The sequence below is a fragment of the Alkalicoccus luteus genome, assembly GCF_052061695.1.
Classification (GTDB): Bacteria; Bacillota; Bacilli; order Bacillales; family Salisediminibacteriaceae; genus Alkalicoccus; species Alkalicoccus luteus.
In genome coordinates, this window is the sequence record NZ_JBPZEY010000009.1 from 124,409 (window position 1) to 138,572 (window position 14,164).

General features: G+C 42.5%; 11 protein-coding genes. 2 read left to right on the top strand and 9 right to left on the bottom strand.

The window, feature by feature from the left end; translation table 11 throughout:
• Positions 1 to 4: 4 nt before the first annotated feature.
• The 8 genes from betB to groES form a co-directional block, all read right to left on the bottom strand.
• On the bottom strand, positions 5 to 1,483 hold the full coding sequence (gene betB / locus ACSZLD_RS13050; protein ID WP_444685423.1) for a betaine-aldehyde dehydrogenase: 1,479 nt from the start codon (positions 1,481 to 1,483) through the stop codon (positions 5 to 7).
• A gap of 1,088 nt (positions 1,484 to 2,571) precedes the next feature.
• Complete coding sequence (locus ACSZLD_RS13055; RefSeq protein ID WP_444685424.1) at positions 2,572 to 2,967, bottom strand: HI0074 family nucleotidyltransferase substrate-binding subunit; 396 nt, start codon at positions 2,965 to 2,967, stop codon at positions 2,572 to 2,574.
• The gene (locus ACSZLD_RS13060; RefSeq protein ID WP_444685425.1) at positions 2,943 to 3,266 is read right to left on the bottom strand and encodes a nucleotidyltransferase family protein; all 324 of its coding nucleotides are present in this window, start codon (positions 3,264 to 3,266) and stop codon (positions 2,943 to 2,945) included. The genes ACSZLD_RS13055 and ACSZLD_RS13060 overlap by 25 nt, the downstream gene beginning before the upstream one ends.
• A 238-nt stretch (positions 3,267 to 3,504) precedes the next feature.
• Positions 3,505 to 6,786: a DEAD/DEAH box helicase family protein gene (locus ACSZLD_RS13065; protein WP_444685426.1), complete on the bottom strand. Its 3,282-nt coding sequence runs from the start codon at positions 6,784 to 6,786 to the stop codon at positions 3,505 to 3,507.
• Positions 6,783 to 8,558 carry a phospholipase D family protein gene (locus ACSZLD_RS13070; protein WP_444685427.1) on the bottom strand — a complete coding sequence of 592 codons (1,776 nt, stop codon included), beginning with the start codon at positions 8,556 to 8,558 and terminating at the stop codon, positions 6,783 to 6,785. The genes ACSZLD_RS13065 and ACSZLD_RS13070 overlap by 4 nt, the downstream gene beginning before the upstream one ends.
• Position 8,559: 1 nt before the next feature.
• Positions 8,560 to 9,750, bottom strand: a complete 1,191-nt coding sequence (locus ACSZLD_RS13075) for a DUF6361 family protein (protein WP_444685428.1) — start codon at positions 9,748 to 9,750, stop codon at positions 8,560 to 8,562.
• 298 nt (positions 9,751 to 10,048) lie between these two features.
• Positions 10,049 to 11,686 carry a chaperonin GroEL gene (gene groL / locus ACSZLD_RS13080; RefSeq protein WP_444685429.1) on the bottom strand — a complete coding sequence of 546 codons (1,638 nt, stop codon included), beginning with the start codon at positions 11,684 to 11,686 and terminating at the stop codon, positions 10,049 to 10,051.
• Between the two features lie 46 nt (positions 11,687 to 11,732).
• Positions 11,733 to 12,017, bottom strand: a complete 285-nt coding sequence (gene groES, locus ACSZLD_RS13085) for a co-chaperone GroES (protein ID WP_444685430.1) — start codon at positions 12,015 to 12,017, stop codon at positions 11,733 to 11,735.
• Positions 12,018 to 12,304: 287 nt separating this feature from the next.
• Between groES and ACSZLD_RS13090 the strand changes: the two genes are divergently transcribed.
• Together ACSZLD_RS13090 and ACSZLD_RS13095 are read left to right on the top strand one after the other, a co-directional pair.
• On the top strand, positions 12,305 to 13,039 hold the full coding sequence (locus ACSZLD_RS13090) for a CPBP family intramembrane glutamic endopeptidase (protein WP_377909194.1): 735 nt from the start codon (positions 12,305 to 12,307) through the stop codon (positions 13,037 to 13,039).
• Positions 13,036 to 13,242, top strand: a complete 207-nt coding sequence (locus ACSZLD_RS13095) for a DUF4305 domain-containing protein (protein WP_444685431.1) — start codon at positions 13,036 to 13,038, stop codon at positions 13,240 to 13,242. The genes ACSZLD_RS13090 and ACSZLD_RS13095 overlap by 4 nt, the downstream gene beginning before the upstream one ends.
• A 143-nt stretch (positions 13,243 to 13,385) precedes the next feature.
• Here the strand turns inward: ACSZLD_RS13095 and ACSZLD_RS13100 are convergent.
• Positions 13,386 to 14,164: transposase (locus ACSZLD_RS13100; RefSeq protein ID WP_444685432.1), on the bottom strand; the 779-nt coding region annotated here is incomplete at its 5' end.

Here is a 14,164-nt window from a genome sequence, read left to right on the forward strand (position 1 = left end):
GTGATTAAAACCAGTGAAGCGGCTCCGGCTTCAGGTTTTGGAAAATGTGCTTTGTTTCCGTATATTCTTCTATTCCGAGTCTTCCTAGCTCGCGGCCGATGCCGGACTGCTTGTAACCGCCCCACGGCGCGTGCGGGAAGTACAGATTAAATTCATTGATCCAGACGGTGCCCATGCGCATCTTAGCCGCACAGCGCTCTGCCTTCACCGTATCCTGTGTGAATACGCCGCCGGCGAGTCCATAAATGGAGTCATTCGCAAGCTTCACGGCTTCCTGCTCGGTCGTAAATGTTTCGACCGTGATGATCGGGCCGAACGCTTCCTCCTGCACGATGTCCATATCGGTCGTGCAGCCGGTGAAAATCGTCGGCAGGTAAAAGAAGCCGTTTTGAAGCTCCGGATCTTCCGGGCGTCCGCCGCCGACAGCGATCGTAGCGCCTTCTTTGATGCCGGTTTCGACATACTTCTCTACCTTCGCCAGATGCTCCGCCGAAATCAGCGGCCCCATCTGCGTTTCTTCATCAAAACCGCTGCCAATACGGAATTTTTTCACGCGTTCAACAAGCGCTTCAACGAACCGGTCGTGAATGCTTTCTTCTACAATCAGCCGCGTACCAGCTGAGCAGATTTGGCCGGCATGGAAAAAGACACCGTTTAACGCCTGATCCACTGCCAAGTCAAAGTCAGCATCCGCGAAAATCACGTTCGGGTTTTTACCTCCAAGCTCCAGCGCCAGCTTCTTCACGTTGCCGCTCGCTGCCTGCATGATTTTCTTACCCGTTTCAATTCCGCCGGTAAAGGAAATCAAATCAACATCGTTGCTTGTGGAAAGCTCGTTTCCGACAGTGGCGCCTGCACCTAAGACGAGGTTTGCGACGCCTTTTGGTACGCCGGCTTCTTCCATGAGCGCAAACGTCTTGATCGTTGTGAGCGGTGTAATCTCACTAGGCTTCATGATGAGCGTGTTGCCTGTTGCAAGTGCCGGCGCCAGCTTCCAGGACGCCTGCAGCAGCGGATAGTTCCACGGTGTAATCTGACCGCAGACACCGACCGGCTCGTGAACGACCTTGCTGACAGAGTTCGGCACCGGAGAATCAATCAGCTCTCCGCCGTTCTTATCCGCAAGCTCTGCGTAGTAGCGGAACACGCCGGCGATATCGTCCATGTCGCCGCGGCTCTCGTCCATTGTTTTGCCGGTATCAAGCGATTCGAGGTAAGCAAGCTCCTCTTTGTCCCGCTCGATCAGCTCCGCGATACGGCGCACGATCGCTCCGCGCTCCGTCGCCGGTGTCTCCGGCCATTCTCCGTTATCAAACGCTTCACGCGCTGCGGCAATCGCCTCTTTCGTGTCTGTTTCATCTGCTTCCGGGACCGTTGCAATCACTTCCTGATTGAACGGATTGATGATGTCGCGCGTCTCACCGGACTTTGCTTCCACCCATTCCCCATTAATGTAATTTTTCAGTGTTAGATTGACATCCATTATGATCAACTCCAGTTCTTGAAGCGAATTAAGTTTGTTAAGAATTTATTTAACGTTTTTAACGATAACACGAGAACCCCGCCTTGTCAAAAGAAATCTGGACGTTTTTAATAGGAAAGGAATAAAAAAAGACCTTATCCTGGTGGATAACGTCTGAGAGTGTCGACAAAGTCGGTTTAAGTGAATCACGTCGCATCTGCCTGTATCTGCGGGCACTCGCTTTCGGAGGGAACTGGCTCGGCTTTCGCCTCGATCTGATCCTCCTGAGAAGCCGGTCCTCGCCTCGAAAAGAATGAGCGAGCCTTCCCTTCCTTAAAACATCAAGGATCTGCATAAAGGTAAGTTCTCGCCAAGCTGAAAATAGAAGGGATCCATTTATCGAACATGCTTATTTATTTGTAAAGTCGGTGCTGTTTACAGTCTATTTTATAGCTTTCAGTGACAACAACTGTATTGACGCTTCACGGTAAATAAGATGGCATAGGTGGTTTCATTTATTAGCCTTCATCAGTTTGTCAGATTTATCCTTTACGCTTCAGGTTGGTATTGAATCTTGATTCAGTTCATTACCTCGTTTGTTTGCCTCCGGCTTCCTTCAACTTACGGGCCGCCCCGGACGCCTTTTTCGTTCGCGAAAGATTCCCATTATCAAGTCCGCAATATCCTTACACCTTCAAGCTGCCAGACGCTCCGGGCACAAGATTGCTTCATTGAACAATCTCTCTGCAACTTCTTATTAGCGCTATGAATAGACGAGACACGCTCTTATCTGAACAGCCGCTACCAGCACACTTCTCTGATCTCGTAATCATCTGATGAATCCGTGTCTCCAGTGATGCAGGTAAAACATTCTTTTCCTGCGAATGCACTGCCAAGCGCCCATATAGTGCTGCCACATGTGCTGCATGTTTCACCATTTTTCTTACTCTTGACCGCTTCTTGAAGCGCTTTTCTGATAGATTCAGGATTACTGTGCGGATTCGATTGGCTATGTTTCTTGATATACGATTCCATCGAGATAGGCTTCATTTGGTGATATACTCCTTTCTCTATCAGCAGTTGTTCTGCTTGATTGAACTGGTTACATTTCATTTAACATGGCGCTTCATACGGTCGGTCCAAGTTCTGAGAAGCTGATAATAGCGAGGGAGGTTTTGCTTAATTTTGAATGCCACCTCTTCGTTGTACGTATGAACCGTCAGATTACGGTCGTTTACCATTTCCAGTGCTTGAACAGCTTCTTCATCATTGAACAGATGAACCTCTCTGCTGCTGCGAATCACACCTTTAGGCGATCCGACGTCTATTCCTTCTACATCATATAAATATTGCTTTGCAGCTTTCCAAGTTGCTTCAAACGTAGATTCAAAACGTTGAATAGCAGCATCTCTTTCAATTTCACTAAGTGTATCCAGTAGCGCCAGCTGTTCAAAAGAGTTCAGTGCTTTTTCAGCTGATGCTAGTCGCTGATGTAATCTTTCCAAATAACTCCCTCCTTCTTCACGCGTTCTTTAAACACTGCATTAGTAGTATCCAAGTCAACCACGTCTACTTTATACGGAATAGCTGATTCTTCGATTTCGTCAAGTAAGCTGTTCCATACGGCAGGTGAAATGGGATCAACTGATTCCACGGCGATGTCAATGTCCGAACTATGCTTTTCCTGCTTACGAGCCCAGGAGCCGAATAAATAAACGCGCACATTTTCTCCGCTCAGTTGATTCTCTATAATAGAGCGGAGTAATGTCATCATCTCCTTCTTATTGGCAGCTTCCGTTCCCATACAATTCCACCCTCTTTTTTCACACACTATAGCATATTAGCCTTATACTATAATGAATTGGGAGCTGATTTACCAATGAAAACCCTGTTGTAACAAACTCTCTTTCTACAAACAACACGACAGCTTTTAAAAGTAAGAATACTAAGATTGAAGTGGGACTTGCTTCTGAATAGTTATCTTCTCTACATTAGTTAGCTCTATTATTAGCATTTAATATCAAAATTTCATCAATAACTTATCATTTACTCTTTAATTTACCTTTTTCTTTGTAATAAGGACTTAAGTTCATAAACAAATCTTTCAGTTGCTCCTGTCCTAAATCCGTCTCAGATAAATACTCCAATAGCTCATGTTGTCTAGCCTGCCCTAAACTTAATCGATATAGTTGCATAATTTTCATCAGACGCTTGTATTTAACGCCGTCTTTACTCAGTGGGTAAATCGGTACAATACGTTCTATCTTTATGTCTTGTTTTTCTAGCAGCGACCAAAATGGTACCAGTTCTGGTGTATGTTCATCTCGCTCTTGGTCGTTAGCTGTTTGAAACATTTCTTGCCATATATCTGACTTGAAAGTGATATTACTATATTTAGTAGCTAGATTTTGTCGGATGGCTAAACATTTATAGCGATTAATTCTTCCCTCTCTTTGTTCAAGATCTACTGGATTAGAAGGAAGATTCCAATGTGAAATTTTACGACAGTAGTAATGGAAATCCAAACCTTCTTGTCCCACAGAGGTCGTCGCAAGTACAAATGGACGCATTGGAGAGTTGAATGCCAACCTTACATTATTTTTTCTATTATGGGCGGTTTCTTCATTTTTTCTATTGGCAAAACCTACCGCATAATTCGTGCGTATATTCATCGCTTGTTCAATACCATGTTCTCCTTTAATCCTTCGCTTGAAGCTTTCTATTGTATCAACTTTGTAACTTGAAGTATGTGTATCAAATGCGGAAACCATCAGCTGGACCAGTTGATTTTGGCGATCATCAACCTTTTCAAACCTGAGCCCTGCTTCTTCGATAATCATATGAGAATATTCATCAAGCATTGCTTGGATGTTGCCATCAACATTGTATTTTAAGAGGTTTTGCCAGTGAGGTACAGTGCATTTCTTATTTCCATATTCCAATTCAATTATTGCAGTTGCCTCTTGCGTATTCATTCTATCTATAAGAGTTTTCGCTAATTGTACTGCGTGACGAAGTGACTTATTATTAATTTCATCAAACATACGTAAAGTACAAACGGCAGGTGAGCCTAAAACCATATTAACCAATACATCCACTAAATCATCTGGTTGCTTTCCTAATTCTATCGTCTTCTCTCCTATGAAAATGGCTTGCAAAACCTCTAAATGCTTAATTAAAACTGACTTATCTTTTACCGAGTCCTCACTGTTCTCTTCGAGTTCAGATAAGAGATGTTCTTTGTTGAACCAATCCTTTATCAATGCTTCTTCCAGATCAAATAATAGCGGAGCTATATAATACCATCTTTTATCTGCGCGATTAGTGAGTGCTGCAGAATTATAATTTACATGATTTAACAGAAATTTTACCTTGTCTTTAATTTCTGCTTTGATCTCGTTCAATGTAAGCTTTCTGTTTAAAACGTCTACTGGGTCGAACAGCTTGGCTAATGTAATGGAAGGATATAAAAGGGTTAAATGATTCATAGAAGCTGGTCGTCCATCTTTAATTGAAAACAATAATCTTGGTTGGGGAAACCTGTGTTCAGCAAAATATTTTTGATTTTGTTTCTTCTTTTTTTTCTTTGTTTTCCTGATAAGTTCGCCAACTGTTGTACGCTCTGCCTCGTAAGACAGCATCGTAGAAATTGCCCGTGGAACCATTTCCCAACCTGAAAAAATAAGCAGTTTTGAAAAATTGATTTGGCCAGTATAAGGTCCTCTAAATTCATAATATGGCAAAGAAGGTGGAATCCATAACAAACGTTCTGCATTGTTGGGAAAAGCTACTTTCTTAAGATTAGATAGCCTCGCGTTAGTATCAGGTAGTTTTTTATAGTTATTTATATTATCTTTCTTTAACCATAAATATGGTTTATCTATCTGTTGAATATTTTCCGGATATTTAACTACAAATTGAGTGATTTTTTGTTTCAATTTGTAATGCTCCATAAATGACATAAGATATGGAGTAGACTTTACATAGTCAACAGGTACTTTGTTCTTGATCCCTGTATTTTGTAAAAGAAGATCCATATTTATGTAAGATAAAATATCTTCTCTTGTTATTTTCAGTGGAATAACAGAAGCACTTATTAGATCACTGGAGCCTTCTACCGCCAATCGTTCAGTTCTTGCAATCCCTTTATATAAACTATCCTCTGCTTCTTGTTTCTTTGCCTGAATAACAGCAACGTCATTCCCTGTTAACAAGCGCAAGGAATTCGAATAATTAGCCCATACTTCTTTAAAATCTTTTTGTTGTTTTGGGTGATGTTCAAATAGAAATCCAGTTACTTGTAAAAATTCCTTGTAGTGCTCGTCCTCACCGGTTTCTGCTATTTCTTCCATCGTAGAGTATAACTTATAAGGCGTGGCCGAAAGCAATAAGATCTTCATTTTTTCTTCATCTGAAAACCTTGAACTGTTAAAAAACTTCCTTGCTAACAAGGCAGTCTCGCTTTCACTATCTGCATTAACTAATTCAGGAAACCGTTGAAATTCATCCATAATCACAAGATCAGGATTCATGATATCAACGCTGATTTCTGCCATCATCCTGCGTAGCTTATAGATGATAGAAACAGCGCCCTTTACTCTTATACCTTTAATATTTTCTATTTTAATCTTTGTAAGGACTTCCATTAGCTCATCAATAATAGACATATTCTTTTCAAGAAAATCATCTATACGTTTGCATATATCATTAATATATTTTTCACGGCCGATCAACTGGCATTGTTCTACACGGCTCTCATATTGATCCTTTGCCGATTTCCACCCCTTTGTTGCTGTGTCCATCAACAAAATATCAAGTTCGTTTAAGTAACCTTGTACCAGACTATACCTTTTTAACACAGCGTATATCAGTGATCTCTCTGTTACACTGCCACACCCTGCAGTCATCGTAAACGACGTAGTAGGAGTTAGAGGAATTAATTGGATGTAATTATCATTTGACGTTATGTTATATTTTTCTTCATATATTTTTAAATGCTGCATAGACAATCTGGTGTCCGAGGAATCTTCCAGTTTGATGTTGTCATCGATTTTCAATTTCTTAATGTTTTGACTAGCAATGCTTTGATTCGAACAGACATACACTACTTTAAAAAATTGATTATCAAATCTTTCCTGATAATACCTGGCTAATTTAGACACTACACCTCTAGCAACCATTGTTTTTCCAAGTCCGACTTCATCTGCTACGAGTACACGAGTATAGTCATTCGTCATTAAATCGTAGACCCGTTCGACGGTTTCTCTCTGAAAATCTTTAAGCCCTTCAAGTACATCTGCTTCTTTTTGTTTTAAATTTATCATTCATTCACCATCTTTACAGCTTCATTAAATGTTTCATATAAACGATAAAATTCGTTTGGAATGATTTCTCTATCATCAATTAATTGAATGACATGATCAATGTCTTTTAGTTTTTCTGGTGCTCTAGCTGCTGCTTGTAGCATATTCTCGTATAATATAGGGTAATTGCCTGCTTTCAAATCCCAATTTAAAGCGCCTTGTCCCTTTTGTTCTATTTGCTCTACAGCGGATAAAAGAAAGTCATCAGCTAATAAAAAAGCTATATACTGTAAAAAGCTATAAGAATTCTTAATTGTTGAACGGTAGATTTCTCGATGACGCTCTGGTGGCAATCCTATTGTCGGTATCTTAATAATCCGTACTATACTCTCTCCGTCCCCTTCGACTTTTACTTTATAAAATTCTCCAAGTTCGAGAATAGTTAAATCTTTGAACATGGTTTCTTCTTGTATGAAGATCATTTTCTCACTTAGTAAAGGACCAATCAGGATACTATACTTGCTAGGAATTGCATTAAATGAAAGGTGGAGAGAATAAGTATCCTTCTTTTTTTGGACACTGGCACTTGATCGAATACGGACCAGCTGTTTAATTACTCTCTGAAGCCTATCCGATATGTCATCTTTTTCTTCCATGTCGTCTTTAGGTAGTTCTTCTATTTTTTCAAAAGGATTATCTCTGTCATCTTCTCCGAACAGGTTATCCAATAAAGATGTAAGCTTGAAGCCGTATTTCTTATACTGAAGTTTCAATAAAAATTCTATATTTCCATTAAAAGCGTTCCTAGAACTGTTTGCTGAACCAATATAGATATGATGCTGATTTTTTTTAGTCCTCGCATAGAATTTGGCATGAATATCCTGTAATTGCGGAATTTTTAATTTGGCGTCGTCTTCGCTAACAGCATCTTCCCCTTCAAGGATTATATCTTTTAAAACATAGACATCAAATATTTTTAAGATTTCTTTTGTTAACTTTTGCAGCTCAAGCCTTCTTGTTATTAACACTTTTTTTGATGAAGATAATGATTTATTACCTAATTCATTTATAACTTCTTTAGAGATAAAAGGTGAAATTACAATCTTCTCATGATAATCTTCAAATATTCCGGATTTCTCCGAATCATATCCCTCTATTCCTAAAGGATGAAATTCAAAATCAGGGATATATTTATTTCCAGAATCGAAATGAATATAGGGTAGTTCATTTATTATTTTATCAATATGTTCTTTTTTTTCTTTACTCATCGTATAGGGTGTTAAAAACTTTATAAAATCGATCAGGGGTTGGTTCTTATCACTCACTTCCTCATACATTTCGCCTTCAACCGCTAAAGCAAGATCCCAACTTCGATCAAAAGTGAGGTTCCTAGTAAGTACAAGCAATCGATATAAAAAGTGATTATCACTATTCTCGTATTTTATTAGCCAAATTTTCGGATGAAAGGACATTTCATTTTCTAGGGCGACTTCGAATACACTATCTTCCATAAGTGCAAATAAGGAGTTTTCCTTTTGAGGCACTTTAATCTGTCCCGCTTCACAAAATATTACCATTTGATCTGCGCTTCTTCGAAGTCCTTCCAACATATAGATAGGGTCTTTTTGGAGCGTATCATCCATTTCTTCAGATAAACTAAGGGCTAATGGGACACCAATCAATGCCTCTAAATCTAATGAATAAGTAGTACCTATGGCAAAAGACACCTCATATCCAGCAGGAGGCTTTAACATTTCACTATAGTTCAGCCGGTCTTTATCTGGTTTAATCACACTATCCCTCCAAAGCTGTATAGATATCTTTTATTAAAACTCTTGAATTTATGAAGCGGTACTGCAGTTTTTCAGCTCCTAACCAAGTTCCTTTTTCATAGGCATAGTAATTGGCATTGTTTAACTTCGCACGTTCTTTAGATTTTAATTCAAGCTCTCGCTTGATCAGTAGTTTATCTATTTTCCCTACATCTCTTTTAATTACAGATTCCTTCCATTCTCTTAAAAATCTTGATAGTAGTGGATTATAAATATTAAGTCGTGTGAGTACTTTCTCTTGTTGAAAATGAGAAAGTTCTTTATTAACAAACCGACTGTTCATCCATTCTTTCCATTTTTCCGCAGCTTGCTCATTCCTATTGTTAGAAAGAATGATGTTATAACGAATATTCGCTCCAGAAATAAATTCACTAAATTCCCTTGCTAATATGTAGTCCTCACGTAGCTTGCCTTGAAGTTTAAACTGCTCTCCAATCATATCAAAGCTTTCTATTTCTTTAACCTTACTTGGATTTTGAGAAAGTAAAAATGCTAACAGACTGCTATCTGATTTGGTTGATTTAATCATACTTTCTTTTAGAAAAGTTGCTTCCGAAAAAGTAAGTTCCATGTTAAGGGTATCCCTCCAATTCGCTAAAGGAGGGGCACACCCCCAAAAATTACTAACATATTCATTCGCTCCAGAAGTCAAGTCATCTCCACTTTCATCACCTAAAGAAAACGCCGCATCTTTTCTCCGTTGCATGGCAACAAAGGTCTTAGCATAGTTTTCTAAAGAAAGATGACCTTTTTTAAATATGCCAAACGTTTTAAGACCATTCCAATATATACTTGAAGGTTTTCGTTTCAGCTTCTTGCGCGCTCTTGCTCCAATTACACCTATTTTTTCGTTGCCTGCGAGAATATGAATTAAGTCTATTTCTCTGGCACTAAGCTTTTCAAGAAATTGCTTGTGTGAATCGTGATTTTCTCTTTCTAACTCCATCATAAGGTAAGGAACAATAAAAAAATATTTGGCCCGCGTCTGAATAGTGGACGTGCCTGGAAAGAACAAATCTCCAAATCCATCTCGAATGGCCCCAGTTCCAAGCTCATCGACTGCCCCTTTGCTAGAAAGTAAATCAAGTACTGCCATTACCTTATTTTTATGTTCACTAGAGTAATCAATCCAACCTAATTGTAAAGAGTTCACTTGAAGGACTCCTTTCAAATTTTTGATATGTTGAAATCCTAAATTATTATATAGTTTTATGCTCTTAGTTTAATATTGAGCCTAATTTAGAGGTAATGGATACAATAGATTCTTGCATTTTTAAAAGGTATTATCGACTTCGAACCTAATTAATTGGCTTCGCAGTATGTATTGCCGTTCGATATATATTCCTGTTTACAGATTAACTTCTATCTTAACAAAATACATTCTTCTACCAAACAAAAAAAGACAGAAAGGAACGAATTCCTTTCTGCCTCTTTATATAAGGGGGCTGGGCTTACATCATGCCGCCCATTCCACCCATGCCGCCCATGTCAGGCATGCCGCCACCGCCGGCGTTGTCCTCTTCAGGCAGTTCTGCTACGACTGCTTCTGTTGTGAGGAACATCGCGGATACGGATGCTGCGTTCTGAAGGGCAGAGCGTGTTACTTTTGTTGGGTCTACGATACCCTGCTCGACCATGTCGACGTACTCGCCAGTTGCAGCGTTGTAGCCGATGCCGACGTTTTCGCCTTTGAGTCGCTCTACGATGATAGAGCCTTCCAGGCCAGCGTTTTCAGCGATCTGGCGTACTGGCTCTTCCAGCGCACGGTACACGATGTTGGCACCAGTTGCTTCGTCACCTTCGAGGTTGAGTGTCTTCAGTGCTGTCAGCACGTTTACGAGCGCTGTACCACCACCTGCAACGATGCCTTCTTCTACTGCTGCACGCGTAGAGTTGAGGGCGTCCTCGATGCGGAGCTTCTTCTCTTTCATTTCTGTTTCTGTAGCTGCACCGACTTTGACGACTGCTACGCCGCCTGCAAGCTTAGCAAGACGCTCCTGCAGCTTTTCGCGGTCGAAGTCAGATGTTGTTTCTTCAATCTGGGACTTGATCTGGTTGACACGGTCTGCAATCTTCGCAGAGTCGCCGGCACCTTCCACGATCGTCGTGTTGTCTTTTGTGACAACGACTTTAGATGCGCGGCCAAGCTGTGTAATCTGCGCAGACTTCAGGTCGAGACCGAGGTCTTCTGTGATCACTTCGCCGCCTGTGAGCGTCGCGATGTCATCAAGCATGGACTTACGGCGGTCACCGAAGCCAGGTGCTTTTACTGCTACTGCGTTGAACGTACCGCGCAGCTTATTCACAACGAGCGTTGCGAGCGCTTCGCCTTCTACGTCTTCTGCAATGATCAGGATCGGCTTGCTCTGCTGTACAACCTGCTCCAGTACAGGAAGCACTTCCTGGATGTTGCCGATTTTCTTATCGGTAATAAGGATGTACGGATCTTCCAGAACAGCCTCCATCTTGTCAGAGTCCGTTACCATGTAAGGAGATGCGTATCCGCGGTCGAACTGCATTCCTTCTACGACTTCAAGCTCTGTTGAGAAGCCTTTGGACTCTTCCACTGTGATAACGCCGTCGTTTCCAACGCGCTCCATTGCTTCTGCAATCAGTTCACCGACAGTGTCATCTGCAGAAGAGATCGCAGCTACCTGGGAGATAGACTCACGGCCTTCGATCGGCTTGGAGATCTTTTTCAGCTCGTCAAGCGCTGCCTGAGTTGCTTTTTCAATTCCGCGGCGAATCACCATTGGGTTCGCACCGGAAGTAACGTTTTTCAAGCCTTCCTTGATCATAGCCTGTGCCAGAACGGTTGCTGTTGTTGTACCGTCACCAGCAATATCATTTGTTTTAGACGCTACTTCGGATACGAGCTGGGCGCCCATGTTCTCGAAGTTGTCTTCGAGTTCGATTTCCTTTGCGATTGTCACACCGTCGTTCGTGATAAGCGGGTTACCGAACTTTTTCTCGAGAACGACGTTACGTCCTTTTGGTCCAAGCGTTACTTTTACTGTATCTGCAAGACGGTCTACCCCGCGCATCATTGCGCGGCGCGCGTCTTCACTGTGCTTAATTTCTTTTGCCATGCTGAATCAACCTCCATATAAAAGATTTAGTGTTAACGGGAATTCCTTATTCGATGATCGCCAGTACGTCGCTTTCGCGAAGAATAAGAAGTTCGCGGCCTTCGTACTTCACTTCTGTTCCAGAATACTTAGAGAACAAAACTTTCTGGTTTTCTTTGATCTCAAGCGCCACGCGCTCTCCGCTTTCTGTGAGACGGCCTGTACCAACTGCTACGACCTTCCCTTCCTGCGGCTTTTCTTTTGCAGAGTCCGGCAGTACGATTCCGCTTGCCGTCTTTTCCTCCTGCTGTACGAGTTCAATTACGATACGATCTCCTAATGGCTTTAACAAGGAAAACACCCTCCTTTAATATTTGGGCATGCCAGGCATGCTTTTTCACGTTTAAGTAATCTTATTAGCACTCGGTTTATTTGAGTGCTAACACAATTCCTATAATAATCAACCTCAGAAAAATTTGCAACCCTTTCGGATGATTTTTTTAGGCTTTGTAACCGCACACACCTTCATACTATGCCCGTTCACAGAAACGTTAAAACGTGAGAAAAGCGGGGGGCAACTTTCGTATGCTACAATGGATTTTAGACTTGTGACTTTACTACAGAAGGGGAGACATCCGTTTGAATAAACACTATTGGCTCATTCTTGTAGCCTTTATTCTCATGCAGCTTTCCCCGGTCGTCATTATGCCTGTGCTGATCGCACTTGGGTTTGACGGTTCGATGGAACAGCTGTCCGGCCAGTCGATTTCGGTCGGATTTACAATTGGCTTCTTCATTATTGTCTGGCTCGCGCTCCGAGCGAAGCCGAACCCGAAGCTGCAGGAGGGCAAGGCGGACATTCCGCAGACAATTCTCTGGTCAATCGGCGGTATCTTCCTCGCGTTTTTCGCCCAGTATGCTGCGGCTTTAATTGAAACGTTTGCGTTTGGCATTGAGCCGGGCTCCGAGAATACCGACATGATTGTCGGCATGGCTAACGCCGCGCCGTTCGTCATCTTTGTGGTCGCTGTACTTGGCCCTGTTATTGAAGAAATTGTCTTTCGTATGGTGATCTTCGGTGCTTTGTATAAGCGCTTTGGCTTTTGGATCGCAGCGCTCGGAAGCGGATTTTTGTTTGCCGTGATCCATCTCGACTTTGAGCACCTGCTCGTCTACCTGGCAATGGGCGTTGTGTTTGCATGGCTCTATGTCAAGACGAAGCGCATTATCGTACCGATCATTGCGCACGTCGGGATCAACTCCTTCGTGATGCTCGTTCAGGTGATTTTTGGCGAACAGCTCCAGGATCTCATGGAGCAGATGGAGGAAATGGAGCAGTCGATTCAATTGATCGTTAGAGGCTGGCTGCTATGATCGGCTCCCTGCGCTTTAACGGGTATCTGTTCGTCTTTCTCGGTACCGTATTCGTGCTCATGGCGATTCAAAGCACGAACCGGACCGGAGGCATGGATGCACTGACCATTATTCTGATCGCGTTTGCCGCATTTGATTTTGTGCTAGCCTTTAAGTTTCTGGGCGCCTCAGCCAGGGAACGCCGCGAAAACGGATCGAAATAGGAAGGAGCCAGCCGCATTGCCGGGGCCACTGAAAATCTAGCGATTTTTCGTTTCGTATCGCAGAATCTCATATGAAAACCGCCCGTTTCTCCCCAACCTTGGAGAAACGGGCGGTTTTTTGTTGATCGTGTGGTTTGCAGCGGCTACGTTGTACCGATTAGTTTCAGGATTCGCTTCAAGTTCACAGTGAAGATGGCCATGGCGCCCTGCAGTTCCATACCAATCAGACCCGAGGAAGTGGCTGCTTCGTACCCGTGTCGATGTTTGAGTTCGCTATTTTTGCCTTCAATCTTGTACCGTTCTTTGACTTTTTCCTTAAAGTAGGTGCTTTGCTGAAAGGCAGTCTGATCGGTATGTTCCCGGGATGGTATGGAAGTCGAATAGGTTTTGCTTTTGGCCCCCTCGGTATAACACCCTTCCTGAAGGGGACATCGTTTGCATGTTTCGATATCAAAGTAGTACGTCTCTCGTTGATTTTTACCAACGTTTTTGCGGCCGGTTCTTGCTTTTCGTATCGCCATGTGTCCAGCCGGACACACGTACATGCCGGCATCCTTGTTAAACTCGAATTCATCTTCCTTCTTCCGGCCACCCTGCGTAATTTGCGGATGTAATTTGGCGATCAGTTCGATGTTGTTCTCCTGGCTGTATTCGATATTCTTCTTTCCGGAATAAGCAGCGTCCCCTATAACCGTCTTTACCGTCATTCCGGCTTGGACACTTTTTTCTATGAGGGTCGTCAGCTGCTTTCCGTCATTCTTTTCTCCAGTCGTGACGACTGCCGCGGTAATCAGGCGCTCTTCACTCATCGCCAGATGAGTCTTGTATCCGAAGAAGGACGTATCGGCGGTCTTGTGCCCCACCCGCGCATCTGGATCCGCCGGACAGCGAAGCTTCTCCAAGTCATCGACTACCGTTTCCT